The sequence below is a fragment of the Spartobacteria bacterium UBA695 genome, assembly GCA_002298145.1.
In the GTDB taxonomy this organism is placed as follows: Bacteria; Verrucomicrobiota; Verrucomicrobiia; order Chthoniobacterales; family Chthoniobacteraceae; genus UBA695.
The window spans coordinates 33,935-59,252 of sequence record DBMP01000028.1; the positions used below are offsets into that span (position 1 = coordinate 33,935).

Below are 25,318 nucleotides of genomic sequence, written 5' to 3' on the forward strand. Positions count from 1 at the left end.
GACTTCCTTGAAATCAATCCTCGAAGCATTCGAGGTACTTGACCCCCGCTCCGGTGTTGAAAAGCACGACTTGTTCGTCGGGTTGGATCCACCCCTGCGCGAGCAGCGTCTTTAGCCCTGCCACGCAGGCCGCTCCTTCCGGCGCGGCGAAAATACCCTCCGCCGCTCCGAGCTCGCGGATGGCGACGAACATCTCCGTATCCGTCACCGCGACGACCCCGCCCCGGGAGGCCTTGAGCGCGTCGATCATCAGGAAATCGCCAATCGCCTTCGGCACGCGCAGACCGGAAGCCCGGGTCGCGGCGTTGAGGAATTCATCGGCAAAGCGTTTGCCCTCCTTGAAGGCGCGCACGATCGGGGCGCACCCCGCCGCCTGCACCGTGTAGAGCCGGGGCCGCCGGGAGTCGATCCAGCCCAGCTTTTCCATTTCATCAAACGCCTTCCACATGCCGATCAAGCCCGTGCCGCCGCCGGTCGGGTAGAGCACGGCGTCGGGCAGCTTCCAGCCGAGCTGTTCGGCCAGTTCGTAGCCGAGGGTCTTTTTACCCTCCACGCGGTAGGGCTCCTTCAGCGTCGAAACGTCGAACCACCCTTCCTCGGCTTTCCTGCGGGCCACCTCCGCGCCGCAGTCCGTGATCAGGCCATTAATGAGCGTCACGTTCGCCCCGCTCTCGCGGCACTCGATAATATTGGCCCGGGGCGTATCGGCGGGCATGAAAATGTGCGCTTCGATCCCGGCGCGCGCCGCGTAGGCCGCCAGCGCTCCGGCGGCGTTGCCCGCGGAGGGGACCGCCAGTTTTTGCAGGCCGAATTGCTTGGCCATCGAGACCGCCGCCGCCATGCCGCGCGCCTTGAAGCTCTGCGTCGGGTTCTGGGATTCGTCTTTGATGAGCAGCCGCTCCACGCCCAGCCTGGAGCCCAGGCGCGGCACGGGGAGCAGCGGCGTCCAGCCTTCGCCAAAGGTCACAATATCCGCCTCGTCGCGCACCGGCAGCACCTCGCGATAGCGCCAGAGCGACTTGCCCCGCGTGCGCAGGCTCTCGGGCGTCAGCGTGCGCCCCGCTGCTTCCAGATCGTAGCGGGCAAAGAGCGGCTTGCCGCACTTGACGCAAATATTTTGGGGAACCTGGTGGTCGTGCGGTTCTCCGCAGGCGGAGCAGTATAATCCGGTGTAGTACATTATTGGGTTGGCTGATTCGAGGTTGTGTTACGGGCGAGCAGAAGCTCCATCAAGGCCGTGGCGTCTGCCTGGGCGACTTGCCGAATGACCTGGCGGTCGGTGTCGTGGTTAAACTCGTGCGTAATGCTGGCGGCCCCAAAGGTGCGCATCCAGAGCACGGAATTAAGCTTGCTCTCGCGGGTGGCCGGGCTGACCTCGATCGGCACGCGGTGGTCCGGCGTTAACTGCCGCACGCGTTCGAGCCACTTGCGCATGAGCACATCCTTGGCTTCCAGGCGCTCGTCGGGCTCGCTGCTTTTGACGGTGGGGAAGGGGTAGTAGACGTCCTTTGTGGTGGAGTGGTAGTCGATGGAGAAGAGGACCTGGTTTTTGGCCGCAGCGAGGGCCCGCAGGATTTCGTCGCGCACCGCCTGCGTCTCCTTCTCGGCGAAGGTGCCCCAGTCGCGGTTGAGATCGGTCCCGTTCACGTTATAGCGCCAGTGGCCGTTGTTGACGCCGTCCGGGTTGATGAGCGGGATGACGAGAATGTGGAACTTGCTGCGGAAATCCCGCGCCAGCTGGGAATCGCCGGTCACGGTTTCTACAAACGAGACGAGCCCGAAGCCGCCCGTGACTTCCGGCGGATGTTGACGGCCCAGCACCAGGACCAGCGGCGCGTCGGCTGGGGCCTCGGTGATATCCATCTTGAAGATCGGCCGCTGCTGGGTGGAGAAGCCGATGGTTCCCGAGGTGACGTAGGGGTGCTCGGTCAGTTTTTGGATCCAGCTGGCGTAGTCGGATTGCGTAAAGAGCTCCTGCGCGGAGACCCAAAGCGGTTCCGGCCCCACGGTCAGCCGGAGCGTTGCCGTAGACGAGTTGGAGGAAAGGCGGAAGTCCCCCTTGGGCAGCTCCTGCCAATGCGTTCGGTCGCGGCTGATTTTGGGGTAAAAGAGATTCTTTTTGCCGTCCGTGTAGGTGAGCTTGACCTCGATTACGCGCGGTTTGGGCGACTGGAGGCGAAAGGCGTACCAGGCCTGCTGATTGTTCATCGGCCGCCATTCCGGCGCGATGAGCGCGGAGTAGCTATTGGGCCCCTCTGCGACGAAATCGCTCAACCGGCCGCCTTCAAAGTCACTGGTCGCCGAAAGCTCTGCCGACTCAAATTTGACGACGCGGCGCACCGGCTCCGGTGTGCCCGCGAGGACCAGCCCATTGATGGCGAGCGTCAACAGCCCGACCATCCAGAATTTACGAAACGCTCTCATTATACGAATTAGGTAGGTGGATGTTTCCAGATTCCATCCGTACCCGCATCGGGGAGCGTCCCTGATTTTTTTTATGCCTGACCCGGTTTAGGGGCCGGTTATACGACTTTCATCGTAAATGGCCTCTCTACTAAAAATATTTCACGCAAAGGCGCAAAGAAGAGACGTAACTGCCTTCTTTGCGCCTTTGCGGCTTTGCGTGAGCCTTAATGGCTTTGATCTGTGTAACCGGTATTATTTCACCTCGGAGCCCGAGGCGCGCAGGGTGTAGTGCCATTCATGGCGGCCCGCGCGGATCTGGTACTGCGGCAACGTGTCGGGCCCGCAGGATTGCGTTCCCAGGCCGCGCTGGCGCAGGTCGAGGTTGAGGATCGTCTCCGGGCGCGCCTTCAGGTCATAGGTGTGGTAGGCGGCGTAGAGATCCTGCGCGGTGAAGTGGCTGGCCGAGAACTCCAGAGGCCCGGCGGCTTCGACCCGCACCCCGCTGCCTTCGCCGTCGGCTAGTGCGAGCCAGCGCACCCCGGTATGGTTGCCGTGTTCCTGCGGCATGACGTAAGGGACGTATTGATCCGTCACGGTGCTCTCGTAGAGATCGACGAGCGTTGAGCGGTGGCGGTCGGAGTAGTTCTCCAGCGGCCCGCGCCCAAACCATGCCAGCTCCTCAAACCCCTCGGGCAGCCGCATCACGACGCCCAGGCGGGGCAAATTATCGACGGCTTTGCCGACCGTAAAGCGGTTGGCCACGGCGATGGAGCCCTCCGGGGAAATCGTATAGACATGCTGCAACACCACGGCGCGTTTCGCCCCCGTGCAGGAGATCGCATGCTCCAGCGACAGCTCCACCGTGCCGTCGCGGCGGGCCTTGATTTTCGCCGGGGCGGCGGAGAGCACGGCTTGGTCGAGCCCGAGGGTGCGCCATTTGCCGAGCGCGCGCCAGGTCTCATGCTTAAAGCCCTTGATGCCGTCGTTGTCGGTCGGGCCGCGCCAGATTTGCAGCTCCGGCCCGGCGGTGAGCACGCCCTTGCCGCCGAAGGAAAGCGCCTCGATTTTGCCATTCGCGACGACCACGCGCACCGCCGCGTTTTCGATGATCACTTTTGCCCCGGCTTTCGTCACGGTCAGCGGTTCGGCGGCGGGCTTGCGGCCTCCGGTGCGGCGCGGCGCTTTTTTGAAGGCGCTGGCCGGGAGGGTGAGCTGATCCCACCCCACCGTGTAGCCCTCCGAGGCCCAGGGCGTTTCGTGGGCTTGTTCAAAGCGGATATTCAGGAAGGCCTCCGCATCGGCGGGAAGCTCAACTTTGGCGAGTTGCAGCGGCAATTTCACGACCTGCTCCTCGCGGGGACCTGCCTTGAGCGCGGGGAGTTTGCCCTTGGCCACCAGTGCGCCGTTAATCTTGAGCTCCCACACGCCGCGCAAGTCGCTCAGCGGGGCGAAGTCACGGGCGTTGGCGATCTTTAGCTTGCTCGTCTTCGGGTCGAACCCGAGCGCCTTGGCGGGCCGGGCCAGGTAGGCGAATTCATACGCGCCGGGATGCGGTTTGCGGTTGGGCCAAAGGAGGCCGTCGCAGACGAAGTTGAAGTCATTGGGCGTGTCGCCAAAGTCGCCGCCGTAAGCCCAGTATTCCTTGCCGTCCGCGGTCGTTTGCTTGAGCCCGTGGTCGAGCCATTCCCAAATAAAGCCCCCCTGGAGGCCGGGATATTTCTCAAACGCATCCCAGTAATCGCCCAGCGAGCCGTTGCTGTTGCCCATGGCGTGCGAGTATTCGCACAGGATCAGCGGGCGGGTGCGGTCCGGGTGATCCTTGTCGGTGGCCCATTTGACCAGATCCGTGATGGGGGCGTACATCGGGCAGACGATGTCGGTAGCCCGGTAGCCGTAATCGAAGAGTTTCCCCTGGCGCAGTTCGCCCGGCAAGGCTCCCGAGATGGCCCCCTCGTAGTGGAGCGGGCGCGAGGGATCGAAGCCGCGCACCCACCCGGCCATGGCGTCGTGGTTGGGGCCGTAGCCGCTTTCGTTGCCGAGGGACCAGAGGATCACCGCGGGGTGGTTTTTGTCCCGCTCGACCATGCGCACCACGCGGTCCAGGAACGCCCCAGCGTAGCGCTGGTCATTGCAAAGGTGGTTGAAAAAGGCGTGCGACTCCAGGTTGGTCTCGTCGATGACGTAGAAGCCCAGCTCGTCGCAGAGATCCAGCCAGCGCGGATCGTTCGGGTAATGGCAGGTGCGCACCGCGTTGACATTGAGCTGCTTCATCGTCACCGCATCGAGCAGGAGCGTCTCGTAATCGAGCGCCTTGCCCTTGGTGTCGTGGTGGTCGTGCCGGTTGACGCCCTTGATGAAAACGCGCCTGCCGTTGACGAGCAGCTGCCGGTCGCGCACTTCCACGGAACGGAACCCGATACGCGTGGCCACGGCTTCGATCACTTTCCCCTTCGGGTTGAGCAGCGTGACCACGGCCCGGTAGAGGTGCGGCGTTTCTGCCGACCAGGCGGCGACGTTTTTCACCGTTGTGTGGAAATCCGCCTGCAAACGCCGGAATTCTCCGGGCACGATGGGGACCGGGGCTTCCAGCGGCTTGCGCAGCACCGCCTTCCCCCGGGGATCAAAGAGCTCCAGGCGAGCCTTCCAGCCTTCCTCGGGCTGAGCGGCGAAATCCACCTTTGCGCTCAGGTGCAGCTTGCCGTCGCGGTAGTTGTTCTCCAGCCCGGCCCGCGCGAACACATCCGCGAGATACGTCGGAGCCGTGGAGTAGAGGTAGACCTCCCGGTGCAGGCCGCCCATCCACCATTGGTCCTGGTCTTCCACGAACGTGGCATCAGACCACTTCACGACAATGGCCGTGACCTCGTTGGCCGCGCCGAACGCAACATATGGCGTAATATCGAACTCCGAGGGAAGCCGCGAATCCTTCCCCATGCCCACGGCCTCGCCGTTGACATAAACGTAAAGCACGCTCTCCGCCCCGCCGAAGTGGATCACCACCCGGCGGCCCTCCCAGGCGGCGGGCACCTCGATGGTGGTTGCGTAGATCCCCGTCGGGTTCTCATCGGGAACCGTCGGCGGCTCGTTTTTAAACGGCATCTGCACATTGGTATAGTGCGGGTGGCCGTAGCCCTGGAGCGTCCAGTTGCCCGGCACCTCCACCTGGTCCCACTTCGAGCGGTCGGCCCCCGCCGCCGTATCCTCGGGCGTGACCTCGCACGGTTTCGCCGCCATGCGGAAGCGCCATTTCCCGTTCAACAGCCGGAACCACGGGGAATCCTCCCGCCCGCTCGTGCGCGCCTCGGCAGCGCTGGGAAAGGGGTAGAGCGTCGCCCGCATCGGAAGGCGGTCGATGGAGAGGCACTCCGGCGCGACGAACGTCTGAAGAGAATCGGTGGGGAAGAGAAGGTTTCGGGACATGGGGTGGATCGTGGTTTATTAAAAAATCGGTGTGTTGCCATCTATTCCCTTTAGGTTTGGAAATAACAACCCTAAGCGTTTGCCAAAAACTATGATTTCTTGCTAAAAACTCGTTCCGGTTCCTGCCCTCCCGATGAATCCCGTTCCCTTTCCCCTCTCGCTGACCGATGTCTTCTCCTACCGCCAGAAGGGGGGCAGAAATCCACGGCCTTTTATCCTATCGCCCTACTGCGAATGGGTGGAGATCGTCACCGGCGGGCGCGGGTGGGTGCGCGAACGGGAAGGGGACGGTTGGCACGAGTTGCTGCCCGGCGACATGGTCTGGCAAGCCCCCGGAGACGAATCGGTGGGCCGCAGCGATTTCGAGAATCCCTTTCGCACATTCGTCGTCAAGTTCCGCGTTCGTGACGCCCTCGGGATGGGAATGCCGCGGTTTTCAAAATGGCCGGATGTCGAAGAAATCAAGCTCCTGGCCCACGAGACCACCCGGCTGATCCTCGACGAAGCCTTTAACCGCGAAGTCATGCGCGACTACCTCTTCTCCAAACTGGTTTACCAGGTGCACCTGCATGAGCGCTCCGTGCAAATGACCCGCTACCCGGCCCCCATCGCCGCCGTCATCCAGCGGATCGAGAACGACTTTGCACAACCGCTGCGGCTGGAGGAACTGGCCCGGGACTCCGGCTGGTCGCTGCCGCATCTCCACGCCGAGTTTCAGAAACACCTCAAAATCCCGCCCCACCAGATGCTCATCCAGCGGCGGCTGCGCGTGGCCAAAAAGCGGCTCGTCTCCACGGGCGAGGCCATCAAGACCATCGCCGTGGAATGCGGGTTCGCCAACATCGCCGCTTTCTCCCACGCCTTCAAAGCCCACACCGGGCAAACGCCGAGCGAATACCGCGCCTACTGCCTGCAGCGGGGCTGACGGGGCGAGAGCCGCCGGAAAAGCCCCCACCGCGCGCGACAAAGCGACAAAGGGCCCAATTTCCGGGGCCACGTGTGATTAGAGCTTGTGCTGGTAAAGCGGGTTTGCGAGAAAAAGCAACGATGGGTAAAACGTCCGACAACTTTTCCAGGCGTATTATGGTTGGCCTCGTGCTGGGGCTCACCCTCGGCCTCCTCGCCGGTTGGTCTGTCGCGACGGGAGGCCCGCTGGAGGCCCACGCGGCGAACCTTTCGTGGTGGATTGACGGGTTGGTCCAGCCCGTGGGGCGCATTTTCCTGCGCATCATCTTCATGGTCGTCATTCCGCTCATCGTTTCGGCCATCGTCATCGGCGTTGCCGAGATGGGGGACGCCCGCACGCTGGGGCGCATCGGCTTGCGCACCTTGTGGGTGACCTTGCTGCTTTCCGGGATCAGCGTCGTGCTCGCACTGGGGCTCGTCAATGTCCTTCAGCCCGGGCGCGCGATCGACGAAACCCGGCGCGTACAGCTCGTTGCGGCCTACGGCGGGGCTTCGGAAAAGAGCATCGAGTGCGCGAAAGAAGCCAAACCGATTTCCAAAACCCTCCTGGACCTCATCCCCGAGAACCCACTCGCCGAGGCCGCGAACGCCTTTAACCCGGACAACCCCGGCGGCGGCCTCCTTGCGGTAATGGTTTTCAGCCTCTTCATCGGAGTGGCCATGGCGCTCTCTCCGCCTGAGCGGGTGGCGGTGTTGCGCGGCTTTTTTGACGGCGTCTTTGAGGTCTCGATGAGAGTCATCGGCTTCGCCCTCAAGCTCGCCCCCCTCGGCGTCGCCTGCCTTTCGTTCTCCGTCGCAGCCCGGCTTGGCCTCGATATTTTTCGGACCCTCGGATTTTACGCCGCCGTAGTCGTGGGCGGCCTGGCCCTGCACCAGTTCGTCGTTTATCCCGTGGTCCTGGTGCTGCTGGCGCGCCGTTCGCCCGCCGAATTCTTTCGCGGAGCAAAGGAGGCCATCGTCACCGCTTTTAGCACCTCTTCGAGCAACGCCACCCTGCCGGTCTCGCTGCGCGTTGCAGAAGAAAAATTGAGCATCCCGCCCCGCATCGCCCGGTTTGTCCTCACCGTCGGCGCGAGCGCCAACCAGAATGGCACCGCCATCTACGAAGGCATTACCGTGCTTTTCCTCGCGCAGGTTTTCGGCGTCGAGCTGACCGTCGGGCAACAGCTGATCGTCGCCCTCATGTGCATCATGGCAGGCATCGGGACAGCGGGCGTACCGGGCGGCTCCCTTCCGCTGGTCGTTGGAGTGCTCCTCACCATCGGCGTCCCGGCCGAAGCCATCGCGATCATCCTCGGGATCGACCGTTTCCTGGACATGTGCCGGACCGCTCTCAACGTGACCGGCGACCTTGTCATCGCCGCCGTCGTCGCCAAGGGAGAAAGCTCCGTCACTCGAGAATACCAGCCGGTCGCCTGACCGGAGCGAGGCGGCGAGCCGGAGACCGTCGTCTCGTTCAATCCAAGTTTTGGCTTGAGCCCCCGTCACGGCGCAATAGCATCCTTTGCAGCGTTTGCCGCGTCGATGAAATCTCCGATTTTTTGTTTCCTTCTATTTTTGGCTCTCTTCGGGTCCGTGCTTTATGCCAGCGACGCGGGTGCGCCCGGCGTTCGCGCGCCAGGGGGGGCCGTCGAAGTCCCGAAAATCGAGATTACCACCGCGCCGGAGGCAAGTGAGCCGCTCTTTTTGATTCGCCTCATCGAGGGCTTCTACATGGAGTGGCCCGAGACCGTCGACCAAGGGAAAAACTTTCAAGCCAAGCTCGGCGACCTGCGCGACCGCAGCTACCTCCATTCCGAGAACATCAAAGGCCGCAAACTCGAAGAGCCCCTGGCATCGTTGTACGACAAATTCCTGACCATGGTGCGCGCGTACATCAATTCGCTCGACGACGCCAAGTTCATCAACAAAAAGGCAACCGAGGGCCTGGGCTGGGATATCGCCCAGGGGATGGGCGGCATCGCGAGCGGCGCCGCGCGGGTATTCTTCATGGGCGACGTGATTGGCGGCTACTCCAACGCGACCGGCGGAGCCTCCGGCGTATTCCGGCCCGGCGCGACCCGTACCGAAGAAAAGGCAAAAGCGCTCGCCGCCATCGTGCGCCAGCGGGACGAAAATCTCTCCAACTTCATCGGCTCGCTCCAGAACGCCGCCTTCATGCTAACCGACAAGTACAACTGGCCCAAGGGATCCGCCGGTTGCCTCGCGCCGAAAGAAGACCGGGCCGCGTTCCAGAAAATCGTCGGCCTATACAACCCGGCCAAGGCGCGCGAAGCCCAGGTCGCCCTAGCCCGGTTCGCCGCGACGGCCAAAGAACAGCGCCCCAACGACCCCCTCGTCATCCTCTGGTATTTCGACTTCCTGCCCTTGCTCAAAGAGCGTCCACCCGAGCAAATGCTGGAGCGTGCCGCCGACGCCCGCCGCGCCGCAACCCTGGTGCCCGCCCCCTCCATATACGACGGATATCGCGCCAAGCTCCTCTTCACCGCGGCAACCCTCACCACCGAAGCGGTGCGCAAGAAAATGGCCTCTCAGGGGGAGACCTGGAGCACCTGCTCCGACCCGGCCACAGCCGCCCAGGCAGCGGGCCTCTGGGATGCTTGTCTGAAACTTTTCCCGCGCGGCGATCCCTCCGGCGAGATGGAAGAAGAGCGCGCCTGGGCACTGGCCGCCTGCGGACATTACAAAGAAGCCCTGACGCAAGCCCAGGCCGTGCAAGAAAAGCGCGGGGCGAACGCAGCATTCACCATCAACCTGGCCGCGCTCCAGAGCCTATCCGGCGACCTGGAAGGTGCGTGCGCGAGCCTCAAGCTCCTTTTTGGCAAGTACGCCTACCCGGATGTCCTCAAAATCAAGAACGACCCCGACTTTCAGCCGCTGCGAGACGCCAATATCGAGGCCTACACTACCCTGGTCCGCCCCCGTTGCACGCTGGGGATCGACCTCGGCTGGAAAACCGGCCGAACACTCACCCTGGGGATCGGCTTTGGCACCGATGACGTCATCGTGACCAACAAGTCACCCTTCCCGCTCACCCACGTCCATGTGAGCGGACATGCCGTGGATGCGAAAGGCAAAGAAGCGCCGCTCGACCTAAAGACAGACCGACTCAAACCAGGCCAAGCGTACAAGTGGGAGAAAGTCTTCACCTTATCGCGAGGCGAAGCCGACACACAGGCGATCAAAATCGAGTGCGACCAGACCGCGGGAGATGCGGAACCGGCCAGCATAGAATTCACAAAGCTGTAAAGCGCCACAGCTCCGTTCTTGCGGGGCTAGGGGATGGGGTGTTCGTCTTGGGAGCAAAACCAGATGAAATGAAGGGCACGAAAAGCGCGATCAGGATCGCTGTAATTGGCCGCACCATTTTCAAATCGCCTCGACCCCAGTTTTTCGTTCCCGTCTAGGTGTGACTGCTAAGATGAAATTTGCGTTCCATCTCCGATTCGGCAAAATCCGCCCATGCTTACGAAATGCACCGTGGCGCTGTTGTTTGTTTTCACCGGGGCGTTACCCACCGTCCCGAATTGGATTTATAGACCGCAGTGCATCCGAGGCGCATTTTTTTCTAGTGAGGGAGGTAGAATTCGAACCGAAACAAAAGAGACATGGAACGCGGGATTGATGCCACCCCTTCCCCGGCAAATGAAGGTTTGATATAGGGATGAGGTAAGCGTAAAAGGGCGGAATATGGTGAAAATGATTTTCATTTGCCTGGCGGCATGCCTCCTGTCTCGTTTTGCGCTTGCAGCTTCCCCGGTGGAAATCAATGGGCAGGTTTTCATCGTCACAAAGGGCGGAAATTCAATCAAACTCGGGCTTGTTCCGGTGGCAGTCTATGAACGCGCAGCAATAGACAAATTCCTCGAAGAAAAAAAGAAGGCGGCGGCTCCGGTCGTTGAATACTTTACTCCGTGGTACCTAAAGGCGAAGGAGGCATACGAAAACGCAAGCAAGGCTGGAGATTCGCTCAATAAGGCGTGGATGAATGATATTTCCAATGCGGGACTTGAAAAGCAATACGAACAAGCCAAAAAAATCATGAGAGATGCGAGAGATCTAAAGGAAAGGCTCTCAGGATATATTGAATACACGAGGTCGGGAAAATACTTGTTCGATGGCCTCCCTCCCGAGCTTCAGCACACTAAAACCGACCCGGACGGGAAATTTTCGTTTACGGTTCAGCCCGGAAGCTATGTGTTGGTGGCGGTATCGCAGCGGGAAATAGGGGATCATCTGGAGGCTTATTTTTGGATGGTTCCTATCGGCTATGACGCAGACAAAAAAACAGTGATGCTCTCAAACGACAACCTGTCATCTTCCGGCTCAGGGGAGTCGCTTGTCGCAACTGACGACGATGAATTATCCGTTTGCGTGGCAATGAAGGATATTGATGGAATCCAAGGGCTCACAAAGATCGTTGACGGTCAGAAGAAGCGACAGGAGGAAGAGGCGAATAACGCAATAGAGGCCGATAGAAAGAGGGATCGCGAGGCCTCCTTGATCGTATTTCGCCGTAATCCATCGCTAGCGCAAAAGAAGGCCATGGAGCTTTATCCGGCTCTTGTGGACAAAAATTCGCCTCTCAACATCGAGTTTGTTGCTCGATACAAACGCTATCAGGCCGAAAGGATGGATTTTTTCACGGAACCGGATTGGCCTATTCGTCTCGCCAAGGAAATCAGCGATGAACCCACAGGGAAGGGATCGGAGCAGCATTAGCTCTGAAAACAGCACTTAGGATCACCATAAACGGCGTTATTAGTGGTAAATTCTCTTTCCGGGGCTGTCGGCTAAACCTACGCCCTTTGAGGCATGATGAGGCGGTCCACGCGCATAGAGGCCGGTTTGACCAAACGCTTTGCTTCCACAATATCCTTCGTTCTGAGGGATTCGCGGATTTCGGTCTTCCCGATGATGCGACGAAGACGAGAGGGAACCTTGGCGCGGAGGTAGTAAGTCCCTCCGATGCGACGAAACAAACGGGTATGGCCGGGCACGGCTAAAAACAGGGCTGGTGTATCAGGTAAGGGGTTCATCGCGGCCTTTTGACCCTGATAATAACAGGCTTTCAGAGAAAACCGCCTGTTTTTTTGAGAACACGCGGAGAGGGGGGGATTCGAACCCCCGATACCCTTTTGAGGTATGACGCTTTAGCAAAGCGTTGCTTTCGACCACTCAGCCACCTCTCCAATGCGCTTATTTTGAGCTGTTTATGACTATTTTTTCAAGACCGATTTTTGAATTTGTAAGCTACTTTCGTAAGCCTACACTTGAGACATGGCTACCAACCAAACCCAAGGACTTCAAAAAGTCGGTGAATGCCTCTACCGAAACAGTCACGGCACCTATTTCGCTTGGTTTTCCGTTCGCGGCAAGCAAATAAAGCGTTCCCTCAAGACTTCCGATAAAGATTTAGCCCGGAGACGGCTTGGCGACCTTCGGAAAAAGGGCGAAAGGCTCCATGGTGGGGAGCAACGCAATCTTCATTTTGAGGAACTGGTCGCCTTCTGGCTCGAATCCATTCGGGCTGACGTGAAGGAATCGACGTACAAACGGCGGATCGTTTGCCTAAACCAGATCACCCCGTTTTTTAAGGGAATGCCCGTGCGCTCGATTTCCACGCAGGACATGGAGCGGTGGAAAGTCAGCCGGGGAGCGGCGGTAGCCCCGCGCACGTTCAACAAGGAGCTGGAAACCCTCAACCACCTTATGCGCTACGCCCGGGACGTGAAGGGAATCCTTCTGGATAACCCAGCAGAGCAAATCCGAAACCGAAAGGCGGATACTCCGGGCATTCAGATTCCGACAAAAGAGCAGTTTTGCACCCTCGTTGCCGAGTTAGGCAAAGAACCCCAGGCCGTCCGAAGTGGGGCTGTGGATTTTGCGGAATTTCTGGCCTATTCCGGTTTGCGCTTGGGAGAAGCCCGAGAGGTGCGCCACTGTGACATCAATTTTGACCTAAACACGCTGCTTGTGACGGGGGGCGAGACTGGCACGAAGAACCACGAGGCCCGCACCATTCCCTTCTTTCCGCCTCTAAGGAAACTCATGGAGCGGGTTTGTGAGGCCCGGAAGCTTAAGGAGCCGACAAGTACGCGCCTTTTTCCGCTAAAGGACATTCGGCAGGCGCTAACTTCTGCTTGTCAGCGGGCGGGGTTGCCTAAATTCAGCCACCATGCCTTGCGGCATTTCTTTTGCTCCAATGCTATCGAAGCCGGAATCGACTTCAAGGTAATCGCCGGGTGGTTGGGGCACAAAGACGGAGGCGTTCTTGTAGCAAAAACCTACGGTCATTTGCGGGCCGAGCATTCCGCCGCAATGGCACAGAGGATGAACTTTGATGCTAATGACCGAATGACATTTTATAATCCATATTGATCTTAGAAAAAAATTATGCGTGCATTATGCCGCGCTATTGAGTACGTGTATCACACCCTTTTGCCGTTTCAAAGAACGCTATGCCGACATTACTAATTGAATTTTTCAAATACATCTATGACGGGTGGACATTAGGAAATGTTGCAGATGTCCTAAGTATTATTGGTGTCGGGCTTACAACTATCGTTGCGATGCGGATTAGTCAGCTGCGAAAATTTTACGGTTTTATTGGACGAAGTTCTGAAATCCTAGCAAGTATTCGGAAAAATAGATCAGGCCTCTCTCAACTTATGAATAGCCGACAATTTGATAGGATTTTAGCTCAAGAATTGTTAAGAAAGTGTCTTTCTGATATTACATCGCTTAAACGCTTTATGACAAATCACCACCCCCAAGAGTTTTTGAAGAATGTGAAGAGGGCTGGTGAATCACTAAAAACCGCGATTAAGAGCGAAAATAATTTATCTCAAGACACGGTGAGAGGTGTGTATAGTGTATTAGCAACAATCGAATTCGATATCGTTAATTTAAATAAGGATAACAAGTGGAGGCCTCAACAATGACCCTCAACGAAAAAGCAATCAAGACAGTAGAAAAGCTTCTCAAGCTCACCCAAGAAGGCAAGATCGAGTGGGCTCGTTTTACGGATACCAGATCTTTAACGGCTGGTACGGACTGCATTGTTGATGCAGGATATAAAACAGAATATGCCAATAGTTATTTCCGAATATACGAATCTAGGTATAAATCTATGGATGATGAGGGACGTCTCTACTGGACTAGCGACGTTGTAATTGAGCTAACTGACTGGAATGGAGTTGCCTTATGGCGGTTGCCTCTAATTCCTGGGATGTGGGATTTGCTAGAAGCGGTCCAAGTTAAGAGCGGAGCTATTGAAGATAAACTAGATGAATTCCTAGGGTCGGAATAAACCTAGCCTTCTGCTGCTAAAAATTGAAACAGTCCTGCTGCTCTATAGTGGCGTTTGGTTGCCGACGTTTTGCCATCCGACCCATGACATACGCATGGGCTTGTTCTGCCGAGCCGCGGAACATGTAATCCCCCTGTTTGGAATAGAACTCGTAAAGGGACTGGTTTACCTTGGCGTCGTCGCCTTGGATGTCCCGATATTTTGAGAGATCGGCTTCATAGACGGTTCTCCCCAAGTCATCCCAGACCAGTTGGCCGTCTTTCTTTACCTGGTAATATTCCACGGGCATGATGACATTTCGTAGCGCGTCCCCCAGATGATACCACCAATGCGGGCCGAACATTTGTTTGATCAAGCTTTTGTCGGCGAGGTGAGAATCGGTGGCCAACCATTCTTTCCGCTTTTCGATGATTCGGCTGCTCAGAAGGCAGAACAGGGAGTTCACTGAGCGCACGTTTCCCCACACTCCAAAGAGGCGGCACTTCTCTTCTCCTTCGGCCTTCTCCGATCCCAGCGCTTTGGCGAGATACTTCGTCAAATACCGCGCACACGCTTTGCCACTGTGCTTGAGTGGAAGGAGTTCAATGCGGCCCAGTCCGTGTTGTTGGGCCAATTCTCGCAGGTTTTTCCAAAGTTCCCGAATCCAAGGGGCCACGTTGGCGTAGAACTTTTTCTCTACTTGAGCGAAAGGGAAACCGGTTTTGAAGTCTCGCCCCAGGTTTACCACACAATGGGCATGCCAGTTTCCGCTTCTTGGCTGGCGCTCCCTGACCCACATCCCGGAGGGAAAGTGTTTTTGGAGTGCTTTCATGAAGGGATGCCACATGGCCTGAAATTCTTTGGCTAAAAGGCAGTCGGAAACCGTGACGGTTAAAACTCCCACATTGAATTCCCCAAACTTCAAAATGTAACCGTGGATATTCTCCTCAGCTACAAAATGGGACTTCCAATTCTGTTTTCCGTGGAAGTTATCCTTCTTAAGACTAGGAAGGGCCGCCCGCGCCGCTGTCGCGCTGCGCGCGCCAGTGGCGGGGAGCGGCCCATTCCAGAACGGCGAGCGGGAACGATTTTCGGAATCCATGGCTAGATTCCCCCTTTCGTTTCCTGGAGGTAGCGTTCCAGATCCGAGATTGCGTAAAGAGGCCGCCGCGTGCCCCTGGAGGGCCGTAGAAGCCCCCGAGCGGTGAGACGGTCAATGGATGCCGGACTCATATTCAAGGCCATAGCGGCCTCGGTCCGAGTCAGCGCCAGCTTTTGCGGTTGCCCGCAGGTTTTTGTATTTTGCACGCCGCGAATCTGTCCAAGTGCGGCGCAAAAATAATGGGGGACTACGTTTCGCCTTGGGCCCCATTTTTCCGGGGGCGCCCTTTACCTGCTTTTTTCAGACCGATTTTCCGGTAAATATCGCGCAATCTATCTGTAAACCGTAGCCACTGCTCCCCGTCTTTATACGAGAAACCGCCGTTTGGGGGTAAATCCCCTTGCAGGAACTTTTTTCGCTCCGGGGAGAGGTATTCAAAAATCAGGTCTGAAATTTCGGCCCGATTTTGGAGTTCTTCGACCTCCAGCCAGTGTTTTTGAAGAATTTCCGCGACTTCGTTTGTTTCGTTGAACTCCGAAAGCTGATTTTCCAAATCTACGGCTCTGGCTCGTTTTGCTCCCACGTTAAAAGTTGCCGAGAAGTCTTCAAATTCTTCTCTGGATGCTCGCTCTGTGGCTATACGGAAAAGCGTTTTTCGTAGTTCAACAACCCCGAAATACTCCTCGTCGGCATATTGTTTCCAGTTGTCATAGCCCGGGATTACCAATTTTACCTTTTCTGCCACTTCTGGCTCAAATCCACGGCGAGCTTTTTCAAGCTCAATGGATTCAACTTTTTGTAGAAAAGACGGCTGAGATGTCGCTTTTTCCAGCCTACGTTCTCCAAGTGAAATGGAATATCCCAGTCTATTCCCGACGGTTTGCGGAGTAAGCTCTCCAGGCTTTTCAGGAAAATAGAGCCAACATTCCCCATAGTAACGATCCAAAAGCCTTGCCCATTCGGGTTTCGTCACCTGGTCTGCCCACCATTCATGATTAAAAGGTGCCCCCGACGTAGCCGCACGCATGAGGACGACGATTTCTTCCAGCCACGGCAACGAATCCTTTGGGGTGCCGTCTTCTTTGGTTATTCTAGCGAAAAAGGCTTCCCGTGCCAGTTGAACGGACTCATCAACCCCAATGTTAACGGATTTTCCGTTGATTACAGCGTGACTCTCGAAACAGCGAAAGATTCTTTCATCTAGTGGCATAGTGCAGGGGGCTGTGGCAGTAAACGCCACGCTCCGCTCCACGTTCAAGCGTGAAGTGGGCATAAAATTTGAAAGCGTGGAGCCTGCCATGTCCGTCCGGGATTTATATCCACTTCCCGCTTGAGCGTTCCGCTACGGTGCCGAGGATGGGGGTTATGGGATTTCAGGGGAAATCCCTTTCAGGAAAGCAAAGGCTTACAAGCCGAGCAACTCCCGGAGCGCGTCTTTTACTCGTTCCATTTCGGCCTTGGGGAGAGCGCCCATGCGGCGGGTGAGCTTTTGGGTGTCGAAGCTGGCTAATCCCTGGACGTTGACGGCGGAATGTTTGGGGAGCCAGCGTGGTTTGCCGAGATCGACTTCCCCTCGCATTCCCCGGATTTGCGAGGTGAGGGGTGCTACGGTGACGAGCGAACGGGCGTCGGCATCATCGGGAACGGCTAAAATGAGGACAGGCCGACTTTTTGCCGCCATTCCCAAGTCGGCGAACCAAACATCCCCCACCTTAGGGTTAATATTCACCGAAGGCCTCCGTCCATTCGCCCGCTTGCTGCTCCGACGAAAGAACCGTCGTAGGAGCGGTGGTGACTTCAAAGGGCAACCCCTTCCGGAGTTCAATCTGGGCCAGGAGCATGTTGAAGGCATCCCCTGGTTTCATTCCGAGTTGCTCCAGGATTTTCTCGGCCCGCTTTAGGCGTTGCGCGGGAACACGGGAGCGGAATAGGACGGTGGGCGAAGACATGCTCAAATATGCTCAGAATGGCTCACAAAATCAAGACTGGAATGTAAAAGTGCGGGATTTGACGAAACAAGACTAAGGTGCTTCCTTCCGGAGCCGTGGAAGGAAAAAGGGGGCACTCAATTGTATTTGAACTCAATGCACACCTCCCCTTTGTTGTTATGCAACAGTTCAGGTGGGGGAGGATTAACTATGGTGATTTTGTGAATAGCGGCAATAACCGAATCGTCCATTGAGGGAACCCCGGATGACCGTACGATTTGAGACGAGGTTATCCATCCATTCTGGTCAATCGTGATTTTAACCCGTGTAATAATATCTTGTCCATGAATTGAGGACGGGCTTGGTTGCACCCATTGGGCATAAAATTGATCGTGCAACGTTAAAGCATATTCTGCTGTGCTCCTGGGAATGGGGGGAAGATGGGAAGATGGCCGGTTGTCGAGACGCTCATTTTTTGGGGGAATGTCAGGCGCGCAGGACGCAAGCAACATCGAAGCGACCGAACAAGCTATGAAGCTGAGTCTAATATCCATGGAAGGATTTCTTGGTTAGGGAACAAACTTACAAGATGCGTGGCTGCTATGGAACGTTGTGGCGAAAATGTCACAATAAGGGAAAAACGGCGATTTCGACCGATTGAAAAAGGTAAGTCAAAAAAGTAAGTCCACGCCCAAAAATGGGCCAATCTGGGATGATTCAGGATGATAAACCGGAAGTCATAAGTCGCTTGTTTTAAGAGACTTGATGAATTGTGATGACCTGGGATAACTCCGGCGAATACCGGGTTTTAGATTTAGCAAAGCGTTGCTTTCGACCACTCAGCCACCTCTCCTTTAGCGCGAATTTTTCAGGGACATTGCTGCCTGCCCCTACGGCGTTTGGTTGCTCCAGCCCGGTTTCCCCGGCCGTCACGGCTCCTATTTCGCTTGGTTTTTTAGGAACGGCAAGCAAATAAACGTTTTGAATGCGCGTTTCCTTTGGTCCGGCGGTGGTTTCCTCTGTTCGCCAGGGTCCGCTCTCCGCTCCGGGGGGCTTCTTCGCTGACGCTGAAGTCGTCAAAGTAGACGGTGCCGTTGATGGCTTCCCTCGAGGCGCGCCCGTCGCACTGGTAGTTCACGGTCATGTATTTTGCGCCGCTCGGGGCTTCGAACCCAAACCTCAGCGGGGTCCAGGTCGTGGCGTTGATGCCTTTCTTCGCGGGCCCCTGGAGCGGGATCACCAGGTAAACGCTTTCGCCGGTCTCCTGCTCGCCTTTGTCGCAAAAAAAGCTGACCCGGACGTTGAGGTAGAGCGGCGGGGCCGGGGGCTGCCCGGGAAGGCCCGGCGCGCTGCGGCCCCAGAGCGTTACCGAGTAATACCGATTCGCGCGGATCGCGAGGGGCCGGGTGGCCCACTGGACGCCGATAAAGGGGGCGCACAGGTGCCGGGCCTCGATGTAAAGGGCCTGGGTGCCGCTGCGGGCCTGTTCGTTGGAAAGCCCGGCGACGAGGCTGCCACCGTCGCAGCCGATGGTGGGCTGGTCTTCCAGGCATTGCCAGAAGGGCGGTGCGCCCGGTGGAGTTGCGGTCAGGGAGGGATCGCCACCGGCGGCCTTGGGCGTGCGGGAGGCGACCTGCGGTGTTTCAAAGCTGTCGGCCTCGACGATCCGGGCGCTGGCCGGGGCAAGCGGGGTGAGCAGCGCGGAGGCAAGGATCAGCGCAAGAAGGGGGCGGGGTGGCATGTGGGGGAGTTCGGGATTGCGGAAACGAAACCCCTTTTGGACAAAAATCAACTCGGGGCTGGAGAAAAAAAATGCAGAGTGAAAATCGGATTGCGGAAGGTCGACAATACCGTATGATGTGGACCGCACGGAAGGATCCCGCCTGTGGAAGCGGGTCTGTTGCGGAGATGAAACTAAGGTACGAATTTTAGGTACAAGACCATGGCAAAAAAAACGACTATTGCAAAAATATCGGAGCCAGCTGAACCAGCCAAACCGACGAAATCGACTGCCTCCAAGCCCGTGACGAAACCCAAGAGCCCGCAGAAGCCCTCTGCAAAGAAGGCGGCTGCCCCGAAGGTGAAAAAGGTCGGGCTGAGCGCTGCCCCCGTGACGGCTCCCGCCGCCGCCATTACCGCCGCCGATATCGGCCTGCGCGCCTATTATATTGCCGAGAAGCGCCACAAGCTGGGGCTCCCCGGAGATGCGACGAGCGACTGGGTGGAGGCGGAGCGCCAGCTGAAGGCTGAGGCCAAGGGGAAATAGCCCGGCCGCGCGCGCGTGAAATCGTTCCGCAAAGAGCTTTGGTTCGACGTGGCCGCCCGGCGTGAATTTATCAACATCACGCCGGAGGTCGTGACCGCATTGAATGAAAGCGGCATTCGCGAGGGGCTCTGTTTGGTGAACGCGATGCACATTTCGGCCAGCGTCTTCATCAACGACGACGAGGCGGGTCTGCATCAGGATTTCGAGAACTGGCTGGAGAAGCTGGCTCCCGAAAAGCCGTATTCCCAGTACCATCACAACGGGTTTGAGGACAACGCCGACGCTCACTTGAAGCGCTCCATCATGGGGCGCGAGGTGGTCGTGGCTGTTACCGGGGGGCTGCTCGACTTCGGCCCCTGGGAGCAGATTTTCTACGGCGAATTCGACGGAAAACGCCGCAAGCGCGTCCTGGTCAAAATCATCGGGGAGTAGGCTTGCCGGGCGCTCCAAGGGCCGTCGATTGCGGGCTCGTTTCACGCAAAAGGAGCTGGACTAGCCATCCTAGGGCAGCGCCCCATAGAAGGTGCGTCGCAATCATTAGCACATTGCGGCGAGCCGGATGCTCCGTCGCCGAGGGGAGCAACCCCGTTGCGGGCAGCATTCCGAGGTAACTGGCCACCCAGACAAGCAGCCCGAAACCGGCTCCTTGCAGCGTGGATGGCCCCGCCGGTTTGGGGACGAGGCCGAAAACCGCGCCAGTGGCGGCCCCATAGCCGAAATGCGCGGCCAGCGTGACTGCGGTAGTGAGCGGCTCGTGCACGTGATCACGGGTGCCAGTCGCTTCCGCCAGCTTTTCCGTAATCTCGCGAGGGGGCAGGGGATAGCGCTCCTGCCGGGGCAGACGCCGGTGCAACAGAATCATGGCCACCGTCATGGGGCCTGTCGCCGCCATGCCTGCGATCGCCCCTACCAGCGCATGGGCCGCCTTTATTTCGAGAGTCCGTTGCTTCACCATACTTCGGTATGGGAATCGGGGGACTTCGCAGCGATGGACGCGGAGCTACGCGCCGAGCTTCAGGCGGGGATCGGCTTCGAGCACTTCGGCCAGCGTCGGCCAGCCGCCCTGGTCGTGCAGCGCCTGGAAGGTGTGGAGGTAGATCGCCACGACGCCCGCCTCGTGTTTTTCGAGGAGCGTATCGACGGCGGTCTTGACCTTTTCCAGCTCCGGAGCGCCGGGCAGCTCCTCCACGGTGCCGTTCTCGTCGTGGGCGATGCCCAGGGCGTCGAGGAAGTCGCACAGCACTGCGGATTGCGCGCCGACGAGCCAGACTTGCAGAATGTGGGCGGCCACTGCGTCGTTCACCTGGCGGGAAAGCGCTTCCTTAATCCACAGGAAGCGTTCATCGCGGGGTTTGCGCTCGACGAAGATCGGGCGGAGGTTGCGCTTCTTGGCCAGCGCTTCGATGGTGGCTTTGTAGAGCGGTTTTTCTTTTTCGAACAGAAAGCCGAAGACCTGGGACGCCAAGGCGGGCGTCATTTGGGCGAAAATAGCGTGTGGGACCATGTGAAAAGTTAAAGAGGGCTCCTTTTTACGGGGTTATGGCGCGTTTGAAAACTGGTTTTTCCGCGCGAGTGCCGTTACGGTCTCACGCCTCGTGAAAACCGCCACCTTAAAAACCAGCCATCCGCTCACCCTCGGCCTTCGCGCCGCCAGGGCCAACCTGGTGCCGGGGCTGATCGTGCAGATCCTGATGGCCGCGGTGGTGTGCGCCTACTTTTTTTATCCTCCCGCGCGGGAATGGCTCTCGCACCTGGCCCTGCTCAAACAGCGCTACGGGTACGGGTATTCGCTAGTCTCGGGGATTATCGCCGGGGCGATCCTGCCCGAGATCCTGGCCGTGACGGTGTTTCAGAAGGGGAAAATCACCCGCGAAACCTGGGAACGTCTGATCTTTGCGATGTGCTACTGGGGCTTCCAGAGCATGGTGGTGGACGCCTTTTACCGTTTCCAGGGCGTGCTGTTTGGCACCGATCCGAACGTGGCCACGGTGATTAAGAAGGTGCTCGTGGACCAGTTCATCTACACCGCGCTCTACGCCAACCCGTTTGCGATGATCTGCTTTGAATGGAAGAACAGCGGCTACCGCATGGCGGGGGTGAGGCGGGTCTTCACGCGGGATTTCTACCAGACCGTCACCCTCCCCACGCTCCTGGCGAACTGGGGCCTGTGGATCCCCGTCGTCTGCATGATCTACTCCCTGCCGTCCCTCTTGCAGCTACCGTTGCAGAACCTCGCGCTGACCTTCTGGGCGATGCTGCTCACCTGGATGACCCGCAGGAAGAGCGTATAAGCGTATAGTACCAACTCCAACCGAAAAAAAGGCAGCAGGCTCACGCAAAGCCGCAAAGGCGCAAAGATAGGGAACGCATGTCTTTGTCTTTTTTGCGCCTTTGCGGCTTTGCGTGAGAATAGAAACTCCCCGAGTTAAGCCGCAGCCGCATCCGCCTTGTTCTGCTCGGCCAGGGCCAGCAGCAGATCGCGCTTGGAGACGCTCCCCACCAGGCGGCAATTCTCCCGGTTTTCCACCACCGGCAGGCGGTCAGTCTCGATCTTCAAAAACGCCGTGAGCGCCTGGCCCAGCGGCGCATCGGGGGTAATCGTCGGGAAAGTCGTGCGCAGGAGATCGCGGGCGATGACCAGGTTGGCAAGCTCTTTATTCGTCAGGTAGCCCTTAATGTCGTGCAGGGAAATGACCCCCTTAAAGGCCCCCTCGTCGTCAGTCACGTAAAGATTGACGAACCGGCTGGCCACGAAACTCGCCGCAATCTCCAGGAACGGCGCGGACTCTGGCACGCTCGGCGGCGAAGTCTTCATCAAGTCCGAAACGCGCATCGCCGAGAGCCGACCTTCGAAAATCCCCTCCTGCTTGCGCTTGAGGGACTCCGCGTAGATCGACTGCGGCTGGATGCTCCGGCTCACATAATGCGCCACCACGCAGGCCACCATCAAGGGGAGCGTCATCTGGTAGTCGAGCGTCATTTCAAAGAGCACCAGGATCGCCATCAGCGGCGCGTGCGTCGTAGCCGAGAGCAGCGCCCCCATGCCGACCACCGCGAACGCCGCCGGGACCAGCGCGGACCCTCGCCAGAGCGGTGCCGCCGCCTGCGAGAAGAGGTAGCCCATGCACGCCCCCACAAAGAGCGTTGGGGTAAAAACGCCGCCCACCGCCCCCGAGCCGAATGTCGCGGCGGTCGCGGCGAGCTTCATAACGAAAATAATCAGCAGCGTGTACCAGAGGAACTGCCCGTTGAGCACCTGGTTGACGACACTATAGCCGTTGCCGCAGACCTCCGGTTTGACCACCGCCAGCATTCCCACGATGAGCCCGCCCGCGATCAGCCGCAGAATGCCGGGCCCCGGGAGCTTGCGAAAAAGCTTTTCGCTGCTCCTCAGCAACCAGAGAAAGAGCGGCCCCATGCCCCCGGCGATGACACCGAGCAGCAGGTAGAGCCCCATTTCCCAGTTCGAGTTAAGCGCCACGGCGGGGATGGTAATCTCGTAAAGCGGGCTCGCCGCCAGGAGCTGGCGCACCGTCAGCGTTGCCACCACCGAGGAGAACACCAGCGGGCCAAAGCTCTCCATGGCCAGCGAGCGCAGGATAATCTCCGAGACAAAGAGCGCCCCGCCGATGGGCGCATTGTAGGCCGAGGCGATGCCCGCCGCCGCGCCGCAGGCCACCAAGAGCCGCAGCCGCACCGTCGGCATCTTGCGCAGCCGCCCGATGAGGGACGCGATCATCGCCGAGAGCTGGACCAGCGGCCCTTCCCGCCCGATCGACGCCCCCGAGGCGATGGAAAACAGGGCCGAGGCGGATTTGACCAAGCTCATGCGAAAGGAAATCCTGCCGTCGCCCAGTACAATGGCCTCCATGTAATCCGTCGTGCTCTTGCCCGGGCGGAGGTGCTTGCCGAAAAAGAGCGCAATGCCCGCGAGCCCGCCACCCACCGCGGGGATAAGGAGCCGCTGCCACGGGCTCAGGCCGTAAAAGCTCGCCACGAGGCTGCCCGTGTGGCCCGTCAGTAAGCGGTGCACCACCTGGATCAAATCGCGGAACCCGACGGAAGCCAGCGCGCCCAGAAAGCCGATCAGCCCCGCCCAGACCAGCGTAATCTGCATTTCCGAGGGCTGGACCAGGTCCGTGAACCAGACCCACAACCGCAGAATCGGCAAATGCCAGTTCCGGTGCGGGTGGGGGTCAGTTGGGCTCACGGAAAAAGATAGTACCGGGAAGCGCGGGCAAGATCAATGGCCCGTCATGGCCGAGAAGAGCGTCTCCATCGTTTGGGGAAAATCCGGCCCCGCCTCGAACACAAAAACATTGTACTCCGGGTAGTAGCGGGCGCTTGCGACCTTCGTGCCGAGGCTGCCGAGCAGCGCCTTGAGCCACGGCCCCGGGTCCTGGTCCAGCTCCCGCTCCGCCGCGCCCATGGCTTGCAGCAGCGCCCGGCTGCGCTCCTTGGGCCCGAGCGTGTCGGGGACGGCCAGGGCGTTCAGGTGGCGCGCATTCTCCCAGCCGACGAAATTGGGGTTCCGGAAGAGCGGCTCGGCCACGATGGGCGTTTTAAGCGCCGCGTCGCGGAGCGTTTGCAGCGCCACGAAAAACTCGATCATCGCGGGCGGCACCCCGTTCATTTCCGGGCGGGCGGCGAGGGACTTCCGGGCCCGCAGCTCCAGCGCGTGAGTCCAGTCGCCCGGGTCTTTAACCACGATATCCGGCTCCCGTTCGTCCCAGTAGCCCGAGCGCCAGAGCGTGAAGCTTTTTTTGCCCGCCGGGCCGGGGTTCCCCTGGGCCTCCAGGCGCAGACAGGAGAAAAAGAGGCACTTGGCCGGGGCCGAGGGAATCGCCAGGTAGTAGAACGCCGCCGCGGGCTCCGCGCCGCCGGGCGAGGCACAGCAGAGGAGCAGGAATAGGGCGATCCAGCGCGGAAGTTTCATCTTAGTGCGGGTACAGTATCAATTCGCATCGGGGCTGGCGATATGGCTTTTTAAGGTTCCCGGCGGGGCTGCGCTATGATAGAGCAGGGGGACTATGCCAAAGCGTGTCCTTTGTTTGCTGGTGGATGGTTTCGAGGAAGTGGAAGCGCTCGCTCCCGTGGATCTGCTCCGGCGGGCCGGGGCAGAAGTCGTGCTCGCCTCCGTAACCGGCGCTCCGACCGTCACAGGCCGCAGCGACATCACCGTGCAGACCGACGCCAGCCTCACCAACGTCATTGGGGCGGATTTCGACCTCCTCCTCATCCCGGGCGGCCCCGGTGTCGCCACCTTGCGCAAAGACGGGCGCGCGGCCAAGCTAGCGGCGGCGTTTGTCAAAGCGGGCAACCCCGTGGCAGCCATCTGCGCCGCCCCGACCGTCCTGGCCGACGCCGGGTTGCTGGAAGGCAAGCGCCACACGGCCCATTTTTCCGTCCACAGTGAACTGAAAGCCGCGCTGGCGGCCGAACGGGTTGTCGAGGACGGCCTCGTCATCACCTCGCGCGGAGCCGGAACGGCGCTCGACTTCGGCCTAGCCCTCGTGCGGCGGCTCTACGGCGAGGCCAAAGCCCGGGAAATCGCCGAGAGCATCATGGCGTAGGGGGCGTAGGGGCGAGAGGCACAAATGAGGCTTTTCCCCCCCTCAGCTTTCAAGAAACGGCATCCGCAGAGTCGAGTCCGTGAAGATGACGCTGTAAGGCTGGAAATCCTTCCCAAATTCGCGGATGACCCGCGTTTGGAGGGAGATCCCTCCTCTACAAAAAGGGCATCGAGCCCCCCGATAGTGATGGGGCCAAGCAGTCGGTTGTCGGCACCTAGATAATACCAGAGATTTGAAGAGTGAGAAAACGGCGTCATAATCGTCCTTGGGCTGTTTAGGTTATTAACTCAAGCCCCCCTTCGGGTTATTCCGAAAGGAGGCCGGGAGTTAGTAAGCCGTAAAGAAACAGCCGCGACGGCCTTGTAT

General features: G+C 58.9%; 25 protein-coding genes and 1 tRNA gene. 11 read left to right on the top strand and 15 right to left on the bottom strand.

Annotation, left to right across the window (positions count from 1 at the left end; genetic code table 11):
• Positions 1-13: 13 nt before the first annotated feature.
• The 3 genes from B2828_RS16030 to B2828_RS16040 form a co-directional block, all read right to left on the bottom strand.
• Positions 14-1,180: a threonine synthase gene (locus B2828_RS16030; protein WP_479634782.1), complete on the bottom strand. Its 1,167-nt coding sequence runs from the start codon at positions 1,178-1,180 to the stop codon at positions 14-16.
• Positions 1,180-2,424, bottom strand: a complete 1,245-nt coding sequence (locus B2828_RS16035; RefSeq protein ID WP_479634783.1) for a M14 family metallopeptidase — start codon at positions 2,422-2,424, stop codon at positions 1,180-1,182. Before B2828_RS16035 ends, B2828_RS16030 begins: the two co-directional genes overlap by 1 nt.
• A gap of 234 nt (positions 2,425-2,658) precedes the next feature.
• The gene (locus B2828_RS16040) at positions 2,659-5,826 is read right to left on the bottom strand and encodes a glycoside hydrolase family 2 TIM barrel-domain containing protein (RefSeq protein ID WP_479634784.1); all 3,168 of its coding nucleotides are present in this window, start codon (positions 5,824-5,826) and stop codon (positions 2,659-2,661) included.
• A gap of 133 nt (positions 5,827-5,959) precedes the next feature.
• Here B2828_RS16040 and B2828_RS16045 point away from each other — a divergent pair, with 133 nt between their 5' ends.
• The 4 genes from B2828_RS16045 to B2828_RS16060 all read left to right on the top strand — a co-directional run bounded on the left by B2828_RS16045 (position 5,960) and on the right by B2828_RS16060 (position 11,514).
• Positions 5,960-6,751 (top strand): AraC family transcriptional regulator, encoded by a 792-nt coding sequence (locus tag B2828_RS16045; RefSeq protein ID WP_479634785.1) that lies wholly within the window; start codon positions 5,960-5,962, stop codon positions 6,749-6,751.
• Positions 6,752-6,909: 158 nt separating this feature from the next.
• Positions 6,910-8,211 (top strand): dicarboxylate/amino acid:cation symporter, encoded by a 1,302-nt coding sequence (locus B2828_RS16050; protein WP_479634786.1) that lies wholly within the window; start codon positions 6,910-6,912, stop codon positions 8,209-8,211.
• A 105-nt stretch (positions 8,212-8,316) separates the two neighbouring features.
• Positions 8,317-10,041, top strand: coding sequence for a hypothetical protein (locus tag B2828_RS16055; protein WP_479634787.1), 1,725 nt, complete (start codon positions 8,317-8,319; stop codon positions 10,039-10,041).
• Between the two features lie 441 nt (positions 10,042-10,482).
• A complete protein-coding gene (locus tag B2828_RS16060; RefSeq protein ID WP_479634788.1) occupies positions 10,483-11,514 on the top strand; it encodes a hypothetical protein in 1,032 nt (343 codons plus the stop codon).
• Between the two features lie 77 nt (positions 11,515-11,591).
• Here B2828_RS16060 and B2828_RS16065 read toward each other — a convergent pair whose 3' ends face one another.
• Both B2828_RS16065 and B2828_RS16070 read right to left on the bottom strand, forming a co-directional pair.
• Positions 11,592-11,831, bottom strand: a complete 240-nt coding sequence (locus tag B2828_RS16065) for a DUF6538 domain-containing protein (protein ID WP_479634789.1) — start codon at positions 11,829-11,831, stop codon at positions 11,592-11,594.
• Positions 11,832-11,896: 65 nt separating this feature from the next.
• Positions 11,897-11,984: transfer RNA gene (locus tag B2828_RS16070), tRNA-Ser, on the bottom strand.
• A gap of 88 nt (positions 11,985-12,072) precedes the next feature.
• Here B2828_RS16070 and B2828_RS16075 point away from each other — a divergent pair.
• The 3 genes from B2828_RS16075 (at position 12,073) to B2828_RS16085 (ending at position 14,104) form a co-directional block, all read left to right on the top strand.
• Positions 12,073-13,173, top strand: coding sequence for a tyrosine-type recombinase/integrase (locus B2828_RS16075; RefSeq protein WP_479634790.1), 1,101 nt, complete (start codon positions 12,073-12,075; stop codon positions 13,171-13,173).
• 80 nt (positions 13,174-13,253) lie between these two features.
• Positions 13,254-13,736: a hypothetical protein gene (locus B2828_RS16080; RefSeq protein WP_479634791.1), complete on the top strand. Its 483-nt coding sequence runs from the start codon at positions 13,254-13,256 to the stop codon at positions 13,734-13,736.
• Entirely contained in the window at positions 13,733-14,104 is a 372-nt protein-coding gene (locus B2828_RS16085) for a hypothetical protein (RefSeq protein WP_479634792.1), read from the top strand. The genes B2828_RS16080 and B2828_RS16085 overlap by 4 nt, the downstream gene beginning before the upstream one ends.
• Before the next feature lie 16 nt (positions 14,105-14,120).
• Here the strand turns inward: B2828_RS16085 and B2828_RS16090 are convergent, their stop codons facing one another.
• From B2828_RS16090 to B2828_RS16115, 6 genes are all read right to left on the bottom strand, one after another.
• A complete protein-coding gene (locus B2828_RS16090; protein ID WP_479634793.1) occupies positions 14,121-15,185 on the bottom strand; it encodes a rolling circle replication-associated protein in 1,065 nt (354 codons plus the stop codon).
• Positions 15,186-15,432: 247 nt separating this feature from the next.
• On the bottom strand, positions 15,433-16,395 hold the full coding sequence (locus B2828_RS16095; RefSeq protein WP_479634794.1) for a hypothetical protein: 963 nt from the start codon (positions 16,393-16,395) through the stop codon (positions 15,433-15,435).
• A gap of 195 nt (positions 16,396-16,590) precedes the next feature.
• A complete protein-coding gene (locus B2828_RS16100) occupies positions 16,591-16,914 on the bottom strand; it encodes a type II toxin-antitoxin system PemK/MazF family toxin (RefSeq protein WP_479634795.1) in 324 nt (107 codons plus the stop codon).
• A complete protein-coding gene (locus B2828_RS16105; RefSeq protein WP_479634796.1) occupies positions 16,904-17,134 on the bottom strand; it encodes a type II toxin-antitoxin system RelB/DinJ family antitoxin in 231 nt (76 codons plus the stop codon). The genes B2828_RS16100 and B2828_RS16105 overlap by 11 nt, the downstream gene beginning before the upstream one ends.
• A 116-nt stretch (positions 17,135-17,250) precedes the next feature.
• Complete coding sequence (locus tag B2828_RS16110) at positions 17,251-17,667, bottom strand: energy transducer TonB (protein ID WP_479634797.1); 417 nt, start codon at positions 17,665-17,667, stop codon at positions 17,251-17,253.
• Between the two features lie 401 nt (positions 17,668-18,068).
• Entirely contained in the window at positions 18,069-18,854 is a 786-nt protein-coding gene (locus tag B2828_RS16115; protein WP_479634798.1) for a hypothetical protein, read from the bottom strand.
• Between the two features lie 282 nt (positions 18,855-19,136).
• Between B2828_RS16115 and B2828_RS16120 the strand changes: the two genes are divergently transcribed.
• Together B2828_RS16120 and B2828_RS16125 are read left to right on the top strand one after the other, a co-directional pair.
• Positions 19,137-19,379 carry a DUF2934 domain-containing protein gene (locus B2828_RS16120; protein WP_479634799.1) on the top strand — a complete coding sequence of 81 codons (243 nt, stop codon included), beginning with the start codon at positions 19,137-19,139 and terminating at the stop codon, positions 19,377-19,379.
• A gap of 15 nt (positions 19,380-19,394) precedes the next feature.
• Positions 19,395-19,811 carry a secondary thiamine-phosphate synthase enzyme YjbQ gene (locus tag B2828_RS16125; RefSeq protein ID WP_479634800.1) on the top strand — a complete coding sequence of 139 codons (417 nt, stop codon included), beginning with the start codon at positions 19,395-19,397 and terminating at the stop codon, positions 19,809-19,811.
• On the opposite strand, the gene B2828_RS16130 is transcribed toward B2828_RS16125, so the two are convergent.
• Complete coding sequence (locus B2828_RS16130) at positions 19,798-20,334, bottom strand: DUF1440 domain-containing protein (protein WP_479634801.1); 537 nt, start codon at positions 20,332-20,334, stop codon at positions 19,798-19,800. The two genes, B2828_RS16125 and B2828_RS16130, sit on opposite strands and share 14 nt — an antisense overlap.
• 45 nt (positions 20,335-20,379) lie before the next feature.
• Positions 20,380-20,856, bottom strand: coding sequence for a hypothetical protein (locus tag B2828_RS16135; protein WP_479634802.1), 477 nt, complete (start codon positions 20,854-20,856; stop codon positions 20,380-20,382).
• Between the two features lie 118 nt (positions 20,857-20,974).
• Here B2828_RS16135 and B2828_RS16140 point away from each other — a divergent pair, with 118 nt between their 5' ends.
• Positions 20,975-21,670: a hypothetical protein gene (locus tag B2828_RS16140; RefSeq protein ID WP_479634803.1), complete on the top strand. Its 696-nt coding sequence runs from the start codon at positions 20,975-20,977 to the stop codon at positions 21,668-21,670.
• 134 nt (positions 21,671-21,804) lie between these two features.
• On the opposite strand, the gene B2828_RS16145 is transcribed toward B2828_RS16140, so the two are convergent.
• Positions 21,805-23,589 carry a ClcB-like voltage-gated chloride channel protein gene (locus B2828_RS16145; RefSeq protein WP_479634804.1) on the bottom strand — a complete coding sequence of 595 codons (1,785 nt, stop codon included), beginning with the start codon at positions 23,587-23,589 and terminating at the stop codon, positions 21,805-21,807.
• Positions 23,590-23,622: 33 nt separating this feature from the next.
• A complete protein-coding gene (locus tag B2828_RS16150) occupies positions 23,623-24,315 on the bottom strand; it encodes a hypothetical protein (RefSeq protein WP_479634805.1) in 693 nt (230 codons plus the stop codon).
• A 94-nt stretch (positions 24,316-24,409) separates the two neighbouring features.
• Here B2828_RS16150 and B2828_RS16155 point away from each other — a divergent pair, with 94 nt between their 5' ends.
• Entirely contained in the window at positions 24,410-24,952 is a 543-nt protein-coding gene (locus B2828_RS16155) for a DJ-1 family glyoxalase III (protein WP_479634806.1), read from the top strand.
• Positions 24,953-25,318 lie beyond the last annotated feature (366 nt).